The organism is Neorhizobium sp. T6_25, from assembly GCF_002968555.1.
In the GTDB taxonomy this organism is placed as follows: Bacteria; Pseudomonadota; Alphaproteobacteria; order Rhizobiales; family Rhizobiaceae; genus Neorhizobium.
The window spans coordinates 89,925-106,140 of the sequence record NZ_PVBL01000014.1; the positions used below are offsets into that span (position 1 = coordinate 89,925).

Annotated in this window: 12 protein-coding genes; 7 read left to right on the forward strand and 5 right to left on the reverse strand. The window is 61.2% G+C overall.

What is annotated here, in order from left to right:
- Positions 1-9: 9 nt before the first annotated feature.
- Entirely contained in the window at positions 10-1,671 is a 1,662-nt protein-coding gene (locus tag C5L10_RS19205; protein ID WP_105430997.1) for a glycoside hydrolase family 3 protein, read from the forward strand.
- 73 nt (positions 1,672-1,744) lie between these two features.
- Here C5L10_RS19205 and C5L10_RS19210 read toward each other — a convergent pair whose 3' ends face one another.
- A complete protein-coding gene (locus C5L10_RS19210) occupies positions 1,745-2,698 on the reverse strand; it encodes a formylglycine-generating enzyme family protein (protein ID WP_105430998.1) in 954 nt (317 codons plus the stop codon).
- 524 nt (positions 2,699-3,222) lie between these two features.
- Between C5L10_RS19210 and C5L10_RS19215 the strand changes: the two genes are divergently transcribed.
- The 3 genes from C5L10_RS19215 to C5L10_RS19225 are packed head-to-tail and all read left to right on the forward strand — an operon-like array spanning position 3,223 to position 6,597.
- Complete coding sequence (locus C5L10_RS19215; protein ID WP_105430999.1) at positions 3,223-4,704, forward strand: lipopolysaccharide biosynthesis protein; 1,482 nt, start codon at positions 3,223-3,225, stop codon at positions 4,702-4,704.
- A gap of 41 nt (positions 4,705-4,745) precedes the next feature.
- A complete protein-coding gene (locus C5L10_RS19220; RefSeq protein ID WP_105431000.1) occupies positions 4,746-5,744 on the forward strand; it encodes a polysaccharide pyruvyl transferase family protein in 999 nt (332 codons plus the stop codon).
- Positions 5,745-5,775: 31 nt separating this feature from the next.
- Positions 5,776-6,597 (forward strand): galactosyl transferase, encoded by an 822-nt coding sequence (locus C5L10_RS19225; protein ID WP_105431001.1) that lies wholly within the window; start codon positions 5,776-5,778, stop codon positions 6,595-6,597.
- Positions 6,598-6,803: 206 nt separating this feature from the next.
- Here the strand turns inward: C5L10_RS19225 and C5L10_RS19230 are convergent, their stop codons facing one another.
- Positions 6,804-8,351: a Fic family protein gene (locus C5L10_RS19230; protein WP_105431002.1), complete on the reverse strand. Its 1,548-nt coding sequence runs from the start codon at positions 8,349-8,351 to the stop codon at positions 6,804-6,806.
- 58 nt (positions 8,352-8,409) lie between these two features.
- Positions 8,410-8,796 (reverse strand): hypothetical protein, encoded by a 387-nt coding sequence (locus tag C5L10_RS34935; RefSeq protein ID WP_371411956.1) that lies wholly within the window; start codon positions 8,794-8,796, stop codon positions 8,410-8,412.
- Between the two features lie 370 nt (positions 8,797-9,166).
- Between C5L10_RS34935 and C5L10_RS19240 the strand changes: the two genes are divergently transcribed.
- Positions 9,167-11,089, forward strand: coding sequence for a methyl-accepting chemotaxis protein (locus C5L10_RS19240; protein WP_105431053.1), 1,923 nt, complete (start codon positions 9,167-9,169; stop codon positions 11,087-11,089).
- A gap of 33 nt (positions 11,090-11,122) precedes the next feature.
- Here C5L10_RS19240 and C5L10_RS19245 read toward each other — a convergent pair whose 3' ends face one another.
- Positions 11,123-12,055 carry a GlxA family transcriptional regulator gene (locus C5L10_RS19245; protein WP_105431003.1) on the reverse strand — a complete coding sequence of 311 codons (933 nt, stop codon included), beginning with the start codon at positions 12,053-12,055 and terminating at the stop codon, positions 11,123-11,125.
- A 95-nt stretch (positions 12,056-12,150) separates the two neighbouring features.
- Here C5L10_RS19245 and C5L10_RS19250 point away from each other — a divergent pair, with 95 nt between their 5' ends.
- Both C5L10_RS19250 and C5L10_RS19255 read left to right on the forward strand, forming a co-directional pair.
- Positions 12,151-13,314 (forward strand): DJ-1/PfpI family protein, encoded by a 1,164-nt coding sequence (locus tag C5L10_RS19250; protein WP_105431054.1) that lies wholly within the window; start codon positions 12,151-12,153, stop codon positions 13,312-13,314.
- A gap of 46 nt (positions 13,315-13,360) precedes the next feature.
- Positions 13,361-14,590 carry a flavin-dependent oxidoreductase gene (locus tag C5L10_RS19255; RefSeq protein WP_105431004.1) on the forward strand — a complete coding sequence of 410 codons (1,230 nt, stop codon included), beginning with the start codon at positions 13,361-13,363 and terminating at the stop codon, positions 14,588-14,590.
- A gap of 141 nt (positions 14,591-14,731) precedes the next feature.
- Here the strand turns inward: C5L10_RS19255 and C5L10_RS19260 are convergent, their stop codons facing one another.
- Positions 14,732-16,174 carry an amidohydrolase family protein gene (locus C5L10_RS19260; RefSeq protein ID WP_105431005.1) on the reverse strand — a complete coding sequence of 481 codons (1,443 nt, stop codon included), beginning with the start codon at positions 16,172-16,174 and terminating at the stop codon, positions 14,732-14,734.
- Positions 16,175-16,216 lie beyond the last annotated feature (42 nt).

Genomic DNA, 16,216 nt, shown 5'->3' on the forward strand with positions numbered 1-16,216 from the left:
GAGAGATCGATGCCATCGACACTGGATCATCTGACGAAATCGCCCTTCAACCTCGATCGCGAAGCCCTCGACTGGGTGACGCAGACGTTCCAGGCCCTCGACGATACCGCCCGCGCCGCCCAGCTTTTTAATCTCAATTCACGCGGTGACGACCGCGAGACGGAGATCGTCCGCCTCGGCGAGCTGCAGCCCGGTGGCATCACCCGTTATTTCGGCGCCGACGGCACGGGGGAACGCGCGCATATGGCAGCGATCCAGGCCAGGGCCAGGGTCCCTCTGCTGGTTTCCGCCGATCTCGAAGGCTCACGCATGAGCCTCCCCTTCGGCACGGCCGTTCCCAATCCCTTGGCCTTGGCCGCCGTCGATGATGTCGAGCTGACGGAGGCGATTTCCGACCTGATGGCGCGCGAAGCCCGCTCCGTCGGGATCAACTGGTCATTCACGCCGGTGCTGGATATCAACGCGGCCTTTCGCAGCCCGATCGTCGCAACCCGGGGATATGGCTCGGATCCGGCACTGATCGAACGTCATGCACTGGCGCAGATGCGTGTCTTCCAGCACCTCGGCCTTGCCGCGACCGTGAAACATTGGCCGGGCGAAGGCTATGACGAGCGCGATCAGCACCTGGTCACAACGATCAATCCGCTATCGATGGAAGAATGGCGCGCCACCTTCGGTCGGCTTTACAAGGCCGCCATCGACCAGGGGGTGAAGTCGGTCATGTCGGCGCATATCGCGCTGCCGGCCTATCTCCTGGAACGCGATCCCGATGCAGGTGAAGAAGCCTATCTGCCGGCTTCGGTCTCTGCGCCGCTCAATAACGCACTGCTGCGGGGCGAACTCGGCTTCAATGGCCTGATCGTCTCCGACGCCAGCGAGATGGCCGGCCTTTCAGGCGTGATGCCGGCGCTTGACGCGAAGATCGAGATCATCGCGAGCGGCTGCGACATGGTTCTTTTCTCCTCCAAACCGGAGGCGGAAATAGCGGCCGTGCGGGATGCTGCCCATTCCGGGCGCATTCCGGCGCGGCGTTTCCACGATGCGGTCACACGCGTCCTCGCCCTCAAGGCGTCGCTCGGCCTGCATCGCAGCGTCGAGATGCCGGTCCATGTGAGGGAACCGTCTGCCCAGGAACTGGCCAGCGAGGCTTTTGCTCGCGCGCCCACGCTGGTGAAGGACGGGAACGGTACACTGCCGCTCGACCCTGAAAAACATCGCCGCATCCTTGTCGTTTCCGGCGGGATCGTCGAACCGATGCAGAATGCGAGGCTGGACTTCAAACTGCCGGAAATGCTCGCTGCCGAAGGCTTCGAGGTAACGCTCAATCCCTATGGCACCCCGCTCGATACGGAGGGGCACGACCTCGTCCTCTATCTGTTCGGCGAAGAGACACTTCTGACGCGCGGGCGCATTTTTCTGGATTGGCGGGCACTTCACGGGGATTTCAGGGCCGCCATGAAGCGGCCGTGGACGAGCCTGCCGACGGTGATGATTTCCTTCGGTTTTCCCTATTATCTCTACGACGCCCCCCGGGTGCCGACCTATATAAACGCCTATTCCACCCACGAGGCGATGCAGGCCGCCGTGGCGGAGGCGCTGATGGGGCGGAGGCCGTGGAACCGCAAAAGTCCCGTTGATCCCTTTGCCGGAGCGTCTGACGCGCGATACTGATGGCATCCGGCATGCATGCCGGAGGAAGGACATGTGGGGCTCACCGATCGACCAGACGGGGGGCCACCTGCGATCAAGGACCATCGTCCTTTCCAGCTGCGACGTCATAGACGATCCGAAAACCTGTATTGCTTGAGGCACTGTCCGGGGAAAGGCCCATCCGCGCTGCGATCCGGTACCGATAGCAGTAACTTTTATGGCAGAGGAACGAGCCGCCCTTCAGCACCTTGTCGGAGAAGCGCTTGGCATGCTCGTTCCGCGTCTTCGCCTGTTTCGACAGCGAGCGCACCTTGAAAGGGTCGGCGGTCCATTCCCAGACATTGCCGGCGAGATTGTAGAAGCCGGCCTCATTCGGGGCGAAGCTGCGCGCCGGCGCGGTGCCGAAATATCCGTCCTGCAACGTGTTGGTGTCGGGAAAGCGGCCCTGCCAGATATTGCAGAAGGTCGCCTCGTCGGTCGGCTCCTCCTCGCCCCAGGGATACCGCCGGCGGCGGTTGCCGCCGCGCGCGGCGTGTTCCCATTCTGCTTCCGTCGGCAGGCGGCCGCCGACCCATTGCGCGAACGCGAGCGCGTCGTTCCAGGAGACGTGGGTGACCGGATGGTCAAGCCGATTATCGATCGAACTGCCGCGGCCTTCCGGTTGCCGCCACGTGGCATTGTCGACGCGCGTCCACCACGGGGTGCCGACGACACCACCCGTTGAAAGGCTGATGTCACCGAGCAGCGGCGCGAACACGGCGGAAGAGCCGAAGCGTTCCGATTCCGTCACATACCCGGTCGCTTCGACGAATTCGGCAAACCGACGAACCGTGACCGTTTCGGCCTCGAGGTGAAAATCCTGCAGCGAGACCCGGCGCTCCGGCCCCTCGCCATCGGCGGAAATCACCGGATCATGGGTTCCGACGAACGTGTCGCCACCCTTGACGACGATCGTTTCCCCGCGGATGCCGCGAGAGATCGTGTTTGCCGGTGTGTCGAATATTCCCTGCTCCGTTTCCCGTCTCGATCCTGAACAGCATCCACTCATCGCGTTTTCCTGATATGCCCTTATACTTTTACGGACTTTCAGGCGTCAGCCTCCTGATCGTCCGCATCGACGGCTTCGCCTTGGCCAATGTATAAACGCCCGATCGCCGGAATGCCAAAAGCAATCGGACGACGAACGCTGGAAACGCGCTCATCCTCTCGACGTTGTGCACCTGCTCTTCGCACTTGCGAAGGGCACCACAAAACCAACATCATTTCCGGCCAACTAGGTCGTCGGCGGCCTGCAGCCCCGGCCAGGGCTGCCGGATCACGCCGTCGGGCGAGACGATCGACTCGTCCGGTCACTGAGAATGCGCTTAAGCTACCAGGGGAAAAAATTGCATGGAGAGATCGATGACCGAAGTGTCCAGCAGATAGCCCGCCCACTTTCATGCGGCAAGAAGATCTCACGCATCATGGGCGCGGAACCTGCGGCTTGAAAAGGAGCCGGAACTCCGCGAAAAAGGGTAGCTACGGAATGATGTCGCTCACATACGATCGGTATTTGTCGCGAAGAGGTCGGTCATGAGTATCGCTGACCGCCTGGTAACCGGAAGTCTCTGGGTCTCCCTCTCGAGGGTTATCGTCAATGGGCTGTCGACCCTCAGTACCATTATCCTGGCCTGGTATCTCCTGCCGTCGGATTTTGGCCTTGTCGCGCTTGCGACGACCATGCTCGCCATCGTGACGACGATAACCGAGCTTTCGTTGAACGAAGCACTTATCCGTCACGAAGCCCCGGGAGAATCCCATTTCAGCGCTGCATGGACATTGGCTGCGACCCGCGGCCTGATATTATGCGCTTTATTCGCCGCGTTCGCCTATCCGGCTTCCCTCGTCTATGACGAGCCGCGCCTTTTCGGCGTCCTGCTTGTCCTGAGCCTTAGCCTCCTCATCAACGGGTTTGCAAATCCGCGAAGGATCATGCTCCAGCGGGAGCTGATCTTCTGGCAGGAGTTCGTGCTGAACGTGGCCCAGAAGATTGCCGGATTTGTGGCGACCGTCGCCATTGCCGTCATCTATCAGACCTACTGGGCGCTTGTGGTCGGCACATTGGTGATGCAGATCACCAATGTCGTGGCTTCCTATTTCATCCTGCCGTTCCGCCCCCGGATCACCTTCTCCCATATGCGCGAATTCTTTTCGTTTTCGATCTGGATTACCGCCGGACAGATCGTCAACACGCTTAATTGGCGTTTCGACTACCTGCTGATCGGCAAGGTGCTGACCGGCTCCGCTCTGGGATTTTATTCACTGGGCGGGCAGCTCGCGATGACGCCGACGCGCGAAGCGACCGCGCCGTTGACCGCCACCATCTATCCCGCTTTTGCCAATGTCCGCCACGATCCAGCGCGCCTCGCCGCAGCCTATCAGCGGACGCAGGCATTGCTGACGGCGGTCGCGTTGCCCGCCGGGATCGGAATGGCGGTCATCGCAGATCCCCTGGTCAGGCTGGTGCTGGGTGAAAAGTGGCTTCCGGTGATCTTCATCATCCAGGCGCTGGCCTCCGTTTATGCGCTGCAGACATTGGGATCCCTCAATCAGCCTCTCGGCATGGCGTTGGGGCAAACCCGGACCCTGTTCATCCGCGACGCGCAGATGCTTCTCGTCCGGATTCCCGTGATCACCATCGGCCTGGTGTTCTGGGGGCTTCCGGGGTTGATATTCAGCCGCGTGCTCACCGGCCTGTTCAGCGCTTTCGTTAACATGATCATCGTCAAGCGTTTCATCAGCGTTTCGGTCTCCGCGCAGCTATGGGCAAATTTCAGAGCGCTTGCCAGTTCGGCCGTCATGGCGGCCGGCGTCTCGCTTGCCGATCGCTACATGGGAGTAGAAACCACACATACCGGGCTGGTCCTGCAACTGGCCGCCCTTATCTGCCTTGGAGGCGTTCTTTATTGCGGCTCCAGTATCTTTCTCTGGCTGGTTATGGATCGCCCGAACGGTCCGGAGACGGAAGTCAGAAAGATCGCCGCCAAGGTCTTGTCCAAAGTCAGCCACGCCTGATCGCGGGGCTTGTTCTTCTAAACGTTTGAAAGAGAGGCATAATGTCAGGTGCTCAGCAATCCGAACTTATCACCAAGCTCCAGGACAGGACCCACGATTGCCTTGAAAAGTTCATCCGACCTGATGAACCGATAGCGATACTGGACTTTCCCGATATCAGGAATTGCGGAGATTCCGCGATCTGGCTGGGAGAGATGGCGTATCTGCAGCAGCGATACGCAAAGCGGCCTTCCTACGTTTGCACGACCGACGATTTCTCACCGGATGAACTCAAGAACTCTGCCCCGAACGGCCCGATCTTCATCCATGGGGGCGGCAATTTCGGCGATATATGGGTGTTCCACCAGGATTTCCGGGAGCGCGTCATGGAGCTGTTTCCCGACCGGCAGATCGTTCAGTTTCCGCAATCGATTCACTACAAGTCTGCAGAACGGTTGGAGCAGAGCAAGCGCGCGATCGGCAAGCACAAGAACTTCGTTCTCCTGGTGCGCGACGAGGAGTCGTTTCAGTTCGCCAAGGAAAATTTCGATTGCCAGGTCTATCTGTGCCCGGACATGGCCTTCTGCATCGGCAAGATAGAGCCCGCTGCGCCGCAGTTTCCGGTCCTCGCGATGCTCCGCCAGGACAAGGAGCAGGTTGGAACGGTCGATTTTTCCGCCTATCCGGACATCCCGAAGGAGGATTGGATTACCGAGAGCCGATCGAAGGTGCGCGTCGCAAAAGCGCTCGGAGCGGCCTCGGCACTGCTGCATCTCACCCCTTCTGAAATGCGGCTGCGCAAACTGGATGCCGCGGCCAACAACCGCTTCCAGCGCGGAATACGGCAGATTTCCCGCGGCAAGGCGATTGTGACCGACCGTCTGCATGTGCATATCTGCTCGCTTCTCATCGGACGCAGCCATGCTGTGCTCGACAATAATTACGGAAAAATCCGCCGATTCATGAACGCCTTTTCAGGAGGCACCGATCTCTCCTACAAGGCGACTTCGCTCGACGACGGCATCAGATGGGCAAAAGAACAGGCAGGTGTCGCGGCATGACGCTGCCTGAGATCAACGACGGGAGGCTGTTATGAGTGTTGTGACCTTCATCATCCCTGTACGGCACCAGGACAACGCGCGCGACTGGAGCATCCTGAAGCGAAACCTGACGCAGACCGTGGCATCCATCGCAAACCAGACCAATCCTGACTGGCGGGGCGTGGTCGTCGCCAACAGGGGTGCCGATCTTCCTGTCCTGCCGGAGAGGTTCTCGGTGGCATGGGTGGACTTTCCGCCGAACGACATCCACGAGCGGGGCGATGCGACGGAAGAGGATTTTCTCGATTCATTTCGCGCCGACAAAGGCCGCCGTGTGCTTGCGGGCATGCTGACGGCCCGCGATTGCCGCTTTTTCATGATCGTCGACGATGACGATTTTGTCAGCGCCAGAATTACTGAATATGCTGCCCGGCACCAGAACGAGAATGGCTGGACGATCGACAAGGGCTATATCTGGGACGACGGCGGCAGCATTCTGTTGTGCCGCGACCAGTTCAACCACTATTGCGGAACGTCGCTGATCATTCGTTCGGACCTCTACGGACTGCCGTCAACGGCGGAAGACGCTTCCCTCCCGTGGATCAAGGACATGCTTGGCAGCCATGTCCGCATAGAATCCATTCTGGCCGAACGCGGTACGCCCTTGAACGCGCTGCCGTTCCGGGGCGCGGTCTACCGTGTCGCCCACAAGGGATCGCACAGCAAGGCGCCCAGCCTGATCCATATGTATTTCCTGAACCGGAACGTTCTCAAACAGCCTGTCCGGATTCTCAAGAATTTGACGAAGCTCCGACCGCTGTCGGCGGGGTACAGAAAAGAGTTTTTTGGGCTTTCCGCCGGAAAGACGGAGTAGATATCGCGGCGCCCGGTCGACATGCACCGATCACACTACCACTTCACGCTGAGGAGCTGCCATGTCTGGGTGGCGCCCGCTTGGCAAGGTGATTTAGGCGATGTTTGAGCTTTGCGGGGCGCCTGAACCTCCATGGTGCAAGCGGCCTACGATTGCCTCGTGAACGTTAAGTTTACAATGCCCTGATGATTAACTGCAAAACGACCTCACTTCACTGCACCTTGAATATCAGCATAGATGGCCTCGATGCGTGCCGCCTCTGCATCGGTGAGCGCCGAGAACTGCCGTTCACGAGCCCGCTTCGACAGTCGCCCGTCGTTCTGGCGCAGGAAGCGGAACAGGAGGTCCAGCAGGCGATCGGGCATATCGATCATCTGCTGGACCTCGGTCTTAAACGCGTCATAAATGCTTAGGAATGCTATCTCGGCTGGAAGGTCCACATCAATCGTTCGGGCTACACACTCGAACAGGAATTCGGCCTGAGGCGTCGCATCGAAGTAGCGGTAGAAGTCGGCTGTGTTGTTCAGTACCGTGACATTACCACGATCTGTCGACTGCCAACGAACAACCGGCAACAGGCGGCGTGAATAGCTTTCCAGCACGGTTCGATAGGCATCGATGCGGTCCAGCATGACGGACGAGACCGGAAAGACGAGTCCGGGAGGATTGAACCCGTGCTCGGCGAGAACATGATGGACTAGATAGCGGTGCAGTCGGCCATTTCCATCCTCGAAAGGGTGGATGTAGACGAAGCCGAAGGCGAGAGCCGCGGCGGCGAGAACAGGATCGAGCTGCTGTGCCGCGCCTCGGTCGAAAGAAGTCAGGCCGTCGATCAGAGAGGACAGATCTTCATGTCGGGCGCTGACATGATCGGGGATTGGCGCGCCCGTCAGGCGATCATGCTCGCCGATGAATCCACCCTCAACGCGCAAGCCAAGATGAACGAAGCGCGCGTCGCCGATGACAATGCGCTGCAGCCGCTCCAATTCGGCGCGGTCTATCGGTCGACGCCCGGCTCCACCGATAACCTGGGCCCAGCGCTGGATGCGATCTTGCGGCGGATCTTCTCCCTCGATCTGAAAGCTTGAGCGCGAATCCTTGAGCAGCAGGAATGCAGCGGTGCGTGCAAGCAGGTCCGCCGGCACCTCGTCGATCAACTGGCGCGCTTCGTTGCCAAGTCCGCGTGCAACGAGTGCTTCGAGTGCGGGCGTGCGAAAGATCAACGGGCAGAAAGCTGGTGTGCCGGGCAAATTATTCTTCACGCGATGTCTTGTCGAACTCGTTCCACTCACGCAGAATTGCCGGTCTGGATCGACGACAACGGCATAGGTGCCCTGTGCCGCGTCGGGCAGATCAAGCCGTGTATTCAGCAGCCATTCGTAGAGAAACCACAGCCGTCGAGCATAGGCGCCAGTCGGCGCCGCGCGCACCAGGTTGGTGATCGGCTCAGGACCTGTTTCCCGGAACAGGGTTTTCAGAACGGCAAGATCCAGTCCTTCATAGCGTAGGGCAAAGGTTAGGTGTCCGGTAAGATTATTGTCTGGTTGGTGGCGCGGTGTATAAACATTCCATCCTTCGGCCTGATAGACTTTGTGGCGAGGACCGATCGCTGAGAGGATGATTGGCACAGGTACTTCTAATTCAAAGGCATCGATCAGGGCTGCATAGCCGACCGGGAGGGCGGCTTCCGGCATCGAGCGGCCGTGAAAAATACTGATAGCTTCTGAAAATGGCTTTCTCTGTCCCTGTTCCATGAATCCCGATAATCGTCTCTGAAAAATGGCTATGGATAGAGGTTCTCATGAAATTCGATTATAAGCAATGAATTTCAATGACAAGGAGGCCACTTTCACGAATATTGATTCCGACATGCATTTGTGGAGTGTCGTTTGGCAGATGGTGGTGGCGAAGCAGGAAGATTATCGAGACCCAGCTTTGGCAATGGAGGCGTGACAGGAAGCGACCGCGAATGTCGCTGACGAGCAGATAGCGTCCGTCGCCGAACCAGACCGGACCTTCCAGCCAGCGAGCACCGGTTGCGACCTGTTCGAGCGAGCTGCTGGCAACGCGATATTCCGCCAAGCTCGGATCGAGGATCTGGATGGCCGGATCGGGGGAGATCGGGCTCGGTGTAAAGCCGATCGCTTGCGCGGATGCCATTTTCGGGAAGGGAGTTGCCAGGGCGGCCGCTGAAAGCATCATGATGTTGCGGCGTGAGAAATTTACGTTGAAATCCTTCGATTATCCATAGTTGATTTCATATCAATTTGCCGGGTTTGACGGGGACCAAACGAGGGTCCGTCTCCCAATTGAAGGCAGTCCATTGTGCTTCGCAACAAACAAGATTGCCTTCTGCCGCCTTTGGTAAAGCAGTGGTGAAAACCACCTGGAGGTCCGAATGTGCCTTTGATGCACTGCGGCAAGAGTAAGATTTTATTATGAAAAAGCGCTTATGAACAATGGAGGATCAAGTTCGATCACCCTGCGCATGATGTGCACCGTCCGGCACGGCTCCGGCATTTTTCACTGTTCGATGCACCGCGGCTCTCAGCGTTTTTCGAGGTATCTGATGCTCAAGAATTTAAAGATTAAAACAAAATTTCTCATGGCAATTGCCATCCTTGCGGTCATTTCCCTTGCAGGCCTGATGTATGTCACCAGCAGGTTCAGCGCCGCCAACGAGGCTTATTCCGGCTTCCTGCAGAAGGAAAGCAACGCTGCGACCTTCGGACCCCGCGGTGCTGCCGGCATGTGGACCGCGACGACCTGGCTCAGCCGCGCGCTGGCCCAGGAGCCGGCAAGCGCGGCGTTCCAGGATCTTTCAGGCCGGTTTTCCAAGGAATTTGCCGGCGCCCGCGACCGGTTGAGTCAGATCCCGGCGCTGGTGCCGAGCCGCAAGGCTGCGATCGACGAACTGCTTGCCGGTGCGGATGCGCTGAAGGCGGTCGGCGACGATCTTCTCAAGGCCCATACCGCAGGCGACAAGGAAAAAGTCCGTACGCTCTCAGCCAAGCTCGATCAGGCGATCGTCGACCTCTCGCCGAAATTCGGCGCCAATAACGGCGCCATGGCCGAAATCCTCAACAACGGCGCCAAGACGCTCAGCCAATCGGTCTCCAGCACGATCACCTATGCGATCTGCGGCATGCTTCTCGGCATCGCGATTGCCGCGGTCCTGTCCATGACCATCGCCCATAAGGGCATCACCGCGCCGATGGCCCGCCTGCGTGAGCGTATGGCTTCGCTGGCTGCCAGTCAGACGGAAGCTGCTGTCGACGGCCTCGACCGCAAGGACGAAATCGGCGAGATGGCCAAGGCCGTCGCCATCTTCCGCGACAACGCGCTGGAGCGCGCCCGCCTGGAACGGGAAGCCGAAGACAATCGCGGCCTGTCCGAGCGCGAGCGCATCGAGCGCGAAGCCCAGAAGACGCGCGAAGCCGCCGAGATCAAGTTCGCCGTCGACAACCTGGCGGAAGGCCTGAGCCATCTGTCCGACGGCAATGTGTCCTACCGCATCGAAAAGCAGTTTACTGCGACGCTGGACGGTGTTCGCAGCGACTTCAACGCCTCGGCGACCAAGCTGCAGACGGCCCTGGAGCAGGTGGCGGAGAATGCCCGTAGCATCCAGGCCGGTTCGGCGGAGATCAAGGCAGCCGCCGACGATCTGGCCAAGCGCACCGAGCAGCAGGCAGCTTCCGTCGAGGAAACCGCCGCGGCTCTCGAAGAAATCACCACCACCGTCAAGGATGCCACCAAGCGCGCCCAGGAGGCCGGCGCGCTGGTTGCCCGCACCCGCAGCGGCGCGGAAACCTCCGGCGAGGTCGTCCAGCGCGCCGTCAAGGCGATGGAACAGATCGAGCGGTCCTCGGGCGAGATTTCCAACATCATCGGCGTCATCGACGATATCGCCTTCCAGACCAATCTTCTGGCACTGAACGCCGGCGTCGAAGCGGCCCGTGCGGGCGATGCCGGCAAGGGCTTTGCCGTCGTTGCCCAGGAAGTGCGCGAACTCGCCCAGCGCTCCGCCAAGGCCGCCAAGGAGATCAAGGCGCTGATCACGACGTCGAACGAGCAGGTCAACGCCGGGGTGCAACTGGTGGGCCAGACCGGACAGGCGCTGGTAACGATCGTTTCGGAAGTGCAGGAGATAAACCGGCACGTCAACGCGATCGTGGAGTCGGCCCAGGAACAGTCTTCGGGCCTTCAGCAGATCAACACGGCCGTCAACCAGATGGACCAGGATACCCAGAAGAATGCCGCGATGGTCGAGGAGTCGACCGCCGCAAGCCATGGTCTCGCCAGGGATGCGGCATCGCTCAACGAACTGCTGGCCCAGTTCAAGCTGCCCGGTCAGCGCCACGTTCCGCGTCCGGCCGATCGCCGCGACACGCCGGCTGCATCGCCGGCCCGCAATCTGGCCCGCAGGGTTGCCACGGCCTTCTCCGGCGGCTCCGCGGCGGCTGCGGTCAACAACGATTGGCAGGAATTCTAGGCGCGTCCTTGACCGCCCATCTGCGTCCTTGCGCTATTTGTAGCCACGCCTGAGCGCCTGCGGAGGCTGTCCCAGGCTTCTCAGGAACGCCCTGCGCATACGCCCGGCGTCGCCGAAACCGGCGGCCTCGGCAATATGTTCGAGCGGCGCGTGGCTGGTCTCCACCGCCATCCGCGCCGTTTCGAGCCGCAGGCGTTCTACAGCCTTGGCGGGTGTCATGCCGGTTTCGGCAGCAAACGCCCTGGCAAAGTTGCGTGGGCTCATCGCCGCCTGGTCGGCGAGCCGCTCGACGGTCAGCCGTTCGGCCAGATGCTCGCGCATCCAGCCGATCAGCGACAAGAACCTGCCCGTGTGTCCGCCGAGGTCGACAAGCGCTGAAAACTGCGACTGGCCGCCCGGCCGGCGCTGATGAACGACGAGCTGCTGTGCTGCCCTTCGCGCAATATCCGGCCCCAGGTCATCTTCTATGAGAGCAAGTGCCAGATCGATACCGGCGGAAATGCCGGCCGAGGTCCAGACGTGACCGTCCCGGACATAGATGCGTTCGGCGTGCATTTCTATCTTGGGGTAGCGGCGGGAAAAATCGTGCGAACTGTTCCAATGGGTGGTGGCGCGGCGCCCGTCGAGCAGCCCCGCTTCGGCGAGCAGATAGGCCCCGGAACAAACGCTCGTCACGCGCCTTGCATCCGTGCGCTTCAGCCATTCGAGAATTTCGTGCACGGCCTCCATGGAGCGGATGATCTCGCCGCCCGAGATCATCACTGTGTCGAACGGCCCGTCCTGGAGCGGGGCTGCCGACAGCTTGAGGCCTGACGAGCTCTCGATTTCGCCGCCGCCCGGCGCCATCAGCAGCAGGTCGTAGCTGCCCGGCTGGAACCGCTCCGCCATCTCGAAAGCCGACGTCGGCCCGGCCGCATCGAGAAGCTGGAAACCCGGATGCACCACGAGAGCAATTGTGCGAGCCATGGCAGTTTTTGCCCGATTAATGTCATTTCAGTCAGACGATAGCAGCGGTAACTTTGCCTGCAAACAGAGGCAACCGATCGATCGGCGAAACTATGATGACGTGGCGCTTTGTTCTTGCGGGCGGGTTGGGGCTTGCTGCGGTCTTGCTGGTGGTTGCCGGCGGCTGGATAGTCTCTCTGCCGTCAGGCTCGTCCGCCAGCGAAGCCAAATCTATTCCTGGGCCTATTTCGGTCGAGGAGACACGCGCCACGGTGGAGGCCTTGAAGCCGCCCAAACGGGTCCGTCCGGTGATCGCCGTCGTCGGCATCAACGACGGGACGGAGATCACCGACTACCTGATGCCCTACGGCATCCTGCGCCGCGCCGATGTGGCCGACGTGGTGGCATTGGCGACGCAGCCCGGGCCGATCGTTCTCTATCCGGCGTTGAAGGTCGAACCGCAGGCGACGATCTCGGAATTCGACAGGCAGTATCCGGAAGGCGCCGACTACGTCATCGTCCCGGCCATGGTGCGCGAGGATGATCCGGCGGCGCTACGCTGGATCAGGAGCCAGGCTGACAAAGGTGCGATGATCATCGGCGTCTGCGTCGGTGCCAAGGTGGTTGCGGCCACCGGCCTTCTCGACGGGCGAAAGGCCACGACCCACTGGTATTCGCTGGACGCGATGCTGGAGGAACATCCGAGCATCCGCCACGTTGCCGATCGCCGCTTCCTCGTCGACGGTCGCATTGCCACGACGACCGGCATCAGCGCCTCCATGCCGATGTCGCTGACCTTGATCGAGGCGATCGCCGGGCGGGAGAAAGCTCAGGAAGTGGCAGCCGATCTGGGTGTCGCGGATTGGGATGCGCGACATGACAGCGGCGCCTTCGCGTTCACGCGGTCCTTCGCATTGACGGCAATCGGCAACTCGCTCGCCTTCTGGGGCCGAGAAACGCTCGGCATCGAACTGTCTCAAGGCGTGGACGAAGTTTCGCTCGCTTTTGTCGCGGATGCCTGGTCACGCACCTACCGCTCGCGCGTGGTGACCTTCGCAGCCGGTGCAGATGCGGTGGAGAGCCGCAGCGGTCTCCGCATCATTCCCGACGAGGTGACCACAGGCGCGTCGTGGTTGAGCGTGCCCGGAGCGCCGCTTGGCCGCAAACCGGCGGAAGCGCTGGATGAGACGCTGAACGCCATCGCTGAGCGCTATCGGGAAAACACGGCCGATTTCGTCGCCATGCAGCTCGAATACAGGAGACGAGTGACGCCGCAGTAGATGGCCGGCGGCTTTGCGCGTCTCGAAACGGGAGGAAGGACCAGTCATGAAGGCACTCATCGCAGGCGCCGGCATCGGCGGATTGACGACCGCACTTCACCTCCACGAGGCCGGGAATGAGGTCGAGATCTTCGAACGTGCCGACGAGGTTCGCGAACTCGGAGTCGGCATCAACATGCTGCCGCATGCCGTGGCCGTGCTGGCCGATCTCGGGCTGCTGCCTGGCCTCGACGCGGCGGGGATAAGGACGCGGGCGCTGATTTACACCAACCGTTTTGGCCAGGTCGTGTGGCAGGAACTGCGCGGCCTGGACGCGGGACACGAGGCGCCGCAGATCAGCATCCATCGCGGCAAGCTGCTCGGCGTGATCCACAGGGCGGTCATCACGCGTCTCGGACCCGATGTGATCAGAACCGGTTGCCGGGTGGACGGTTTCGAACAGACGGAAGACGGGGTCGTGGTTCATCTCGGCGGACAGGACGGATGGCGCGGCACAGCCCGTGGGGATTTGCTGATCGGCGCCGACGGCATCCATTCCACGGTCCGGGCGCAGCTCTATCCCGACGAGGGGCCGCCGATCTGGAGCGGGATCATGCTGTGGCGCGGCGCGACGCGCTGGCCGATCTGGCGCGACGGCCGGACGATGGCGATATCAGGCGGCAATTTCGCCAAGTTCGTCTATTACCCGATCGAGGCCGATCCCGCCGAGCCTGGCATGCGGCTGACGAACTGGGCCGTGATGGCCAAGGTGGGCGAGGCAGGCACCGCGCCGCTTCGCCGAGAGGATTGGAGCCGGTCCGGTATTCCAGACGAGGTGCTGCCCTTCGTCCGTGATCGGTTTCATCTCGAATTCGTCGATCCCGCCTCCATCATCCAGGCGACCGACAATTTCTACGAATATCCGAATTGCGATCGGGAGCCTTTGCCCCGCTGGTCGTTCGGGCGGGTCACACTGCTCGGGGATGCGGCCCACCCCATGTATCCGGTCGGCTCCAACGGCGCGAGCCAGTCGATCCTCGACGCCAGATGCCTTGCCGGACATCTTCGGACGCAGGATGACGTCGAGGCAGCCCTTTCCCGCTACGACGCGGAGCGCCGCCCTGCCACATCGGAAATCGTCCTGGCGAACCGCCGGGGCGGACCCGAGGGTGTCATCGACATGGTCGAGGCCCGTGCGCCCGACGGGTTTGACGATATCGACGCAGTGGCCTCGTTCGAGGAACGACAGGCGGTTGTCCGCGGCTACGCTTGGCTCGCTCGCGGACGGAACCGGTGAGCATGGTGGAGAGCGCCCGCTTCGGCATGACGCGCGGTAACGGCGATCCGGCGGTTCCGTTGCCGGCCTCACGTGTGTGGTCTTCTCGGGGACCGGGCCGCCGCCGGCTGCCGATGGCTCCCTGAGCTGATTGCGGACTGTTTAAAACAGATCCGGTCTGATCCCGGCGGCATCGAGCAGGAAGTCGCGGCTTGCTTCCAGTTCCGACCTCAGCCTGGCGATGTCATGGCCGATCAGCGTGCCCTGCCATTTGCGGATCTTGCCGGCGCAAAACACCGTTGAGACGTTGGAGCGCTCCATCAGCGTGACGACGGCACCGGGAACGTGGTTCAGCGGGGCGACGTTGATGGCATTCGCATCGAGCAGGATGATATCGGCTTCCTTGCCCGGTGTCAGCGTGCCGGTCTTGTGATCGAGCTTGAGGCCGCGCGCCCCTTCGATGGTCGCAAAGCGGATGACGTCGATCGCCGACAACAGCTTCGGGTATTCCTCGCCCCGCAACGCCTTGTCGTTCGCCAGCATTCGCTGCAACGTGATCGCCGAGCGCATCTGGGTGAACATGTCGGCGGTCATGGTGCATTCCACATCCGTCGACAGGGACGGCTGAAGGCCGAGATCGAGCGCCTGTTGCAGCGGCGGGTTGCCGTGCCGCATCTGCATCTCGATCGGTACCGAAAGCGAGATATGCGAGCCCGCGTCCGCCACACGCTCCCAGGCCATGTCGCTCATGCCGGTCATGTGGATGAAGATATTGTCCGGTCCGAAACGGCCGGCCTCCGCCAGCTGGTCGAACACCGCCTGCATGCCGAAAGTGCCGACCACATGCAGCGCGACCGGGATGCCGAGTTCGCGTCCAAGCGCCCAGGCCTCCTCATGGAACGGCAGGTATATTTCTCCGCCCATGACCATGGTCAGCAACTGGTCGTCGCTCGCAAAATGTTCGGCCTTGATGCGTCGGGCATCACCCGGATATCTCGAAGCATCGCCCCAGCCTTCGAAATAACCGAAGACGCCGCGCCGCCCGGCATCGCGAAGTGCGGTGATTGCTGCATCGGAATGTTCCGGCGAATGGTGGATCTGGCTGACATCCATGACAGTCGTCACGCCGGCGTCGATCTGCGACAGGCCGCCGAACAATTCCGAAATGTAGACATCCTGCGGCCGGTAGAGCACCGAGAACTTCTGGAGCATCCACTCGTAATAGTTGGCAGCACTTTCCGGCCGCCCGTCATTGATCAGGATCGCGTCGGCAAGCAGGCCTCGAAGCGCCGTTTCGAACTGGTGGTGATGCGTATCGATGAAACCCGGCATGACGACCATGCCGGAAGCGTCGATAATCGCGGCCTCCGGCGCGTTGATCGATGCAGCCACCTCGACGATCCGCGATCCGCGGATCAGCACGTCGCCTTTGGAAAAATTGCCGACGGCGTTATCCATGGAGAGCACCGCGCCGGCGCGGATCAGGGTCAGGCGATCGGGATCGCCAACGCCGGCCGGCATGTTGGCCGGCGCGGCAATGATCTTGCCGGAGCCACTACCGAGTTCCGCCGGCGCATGCGCCCGGTTATTGCAGAATCTGCACATCGTCTTCCCCTCCCGACCTGAAATCGTGATGCCCTTCGTCGC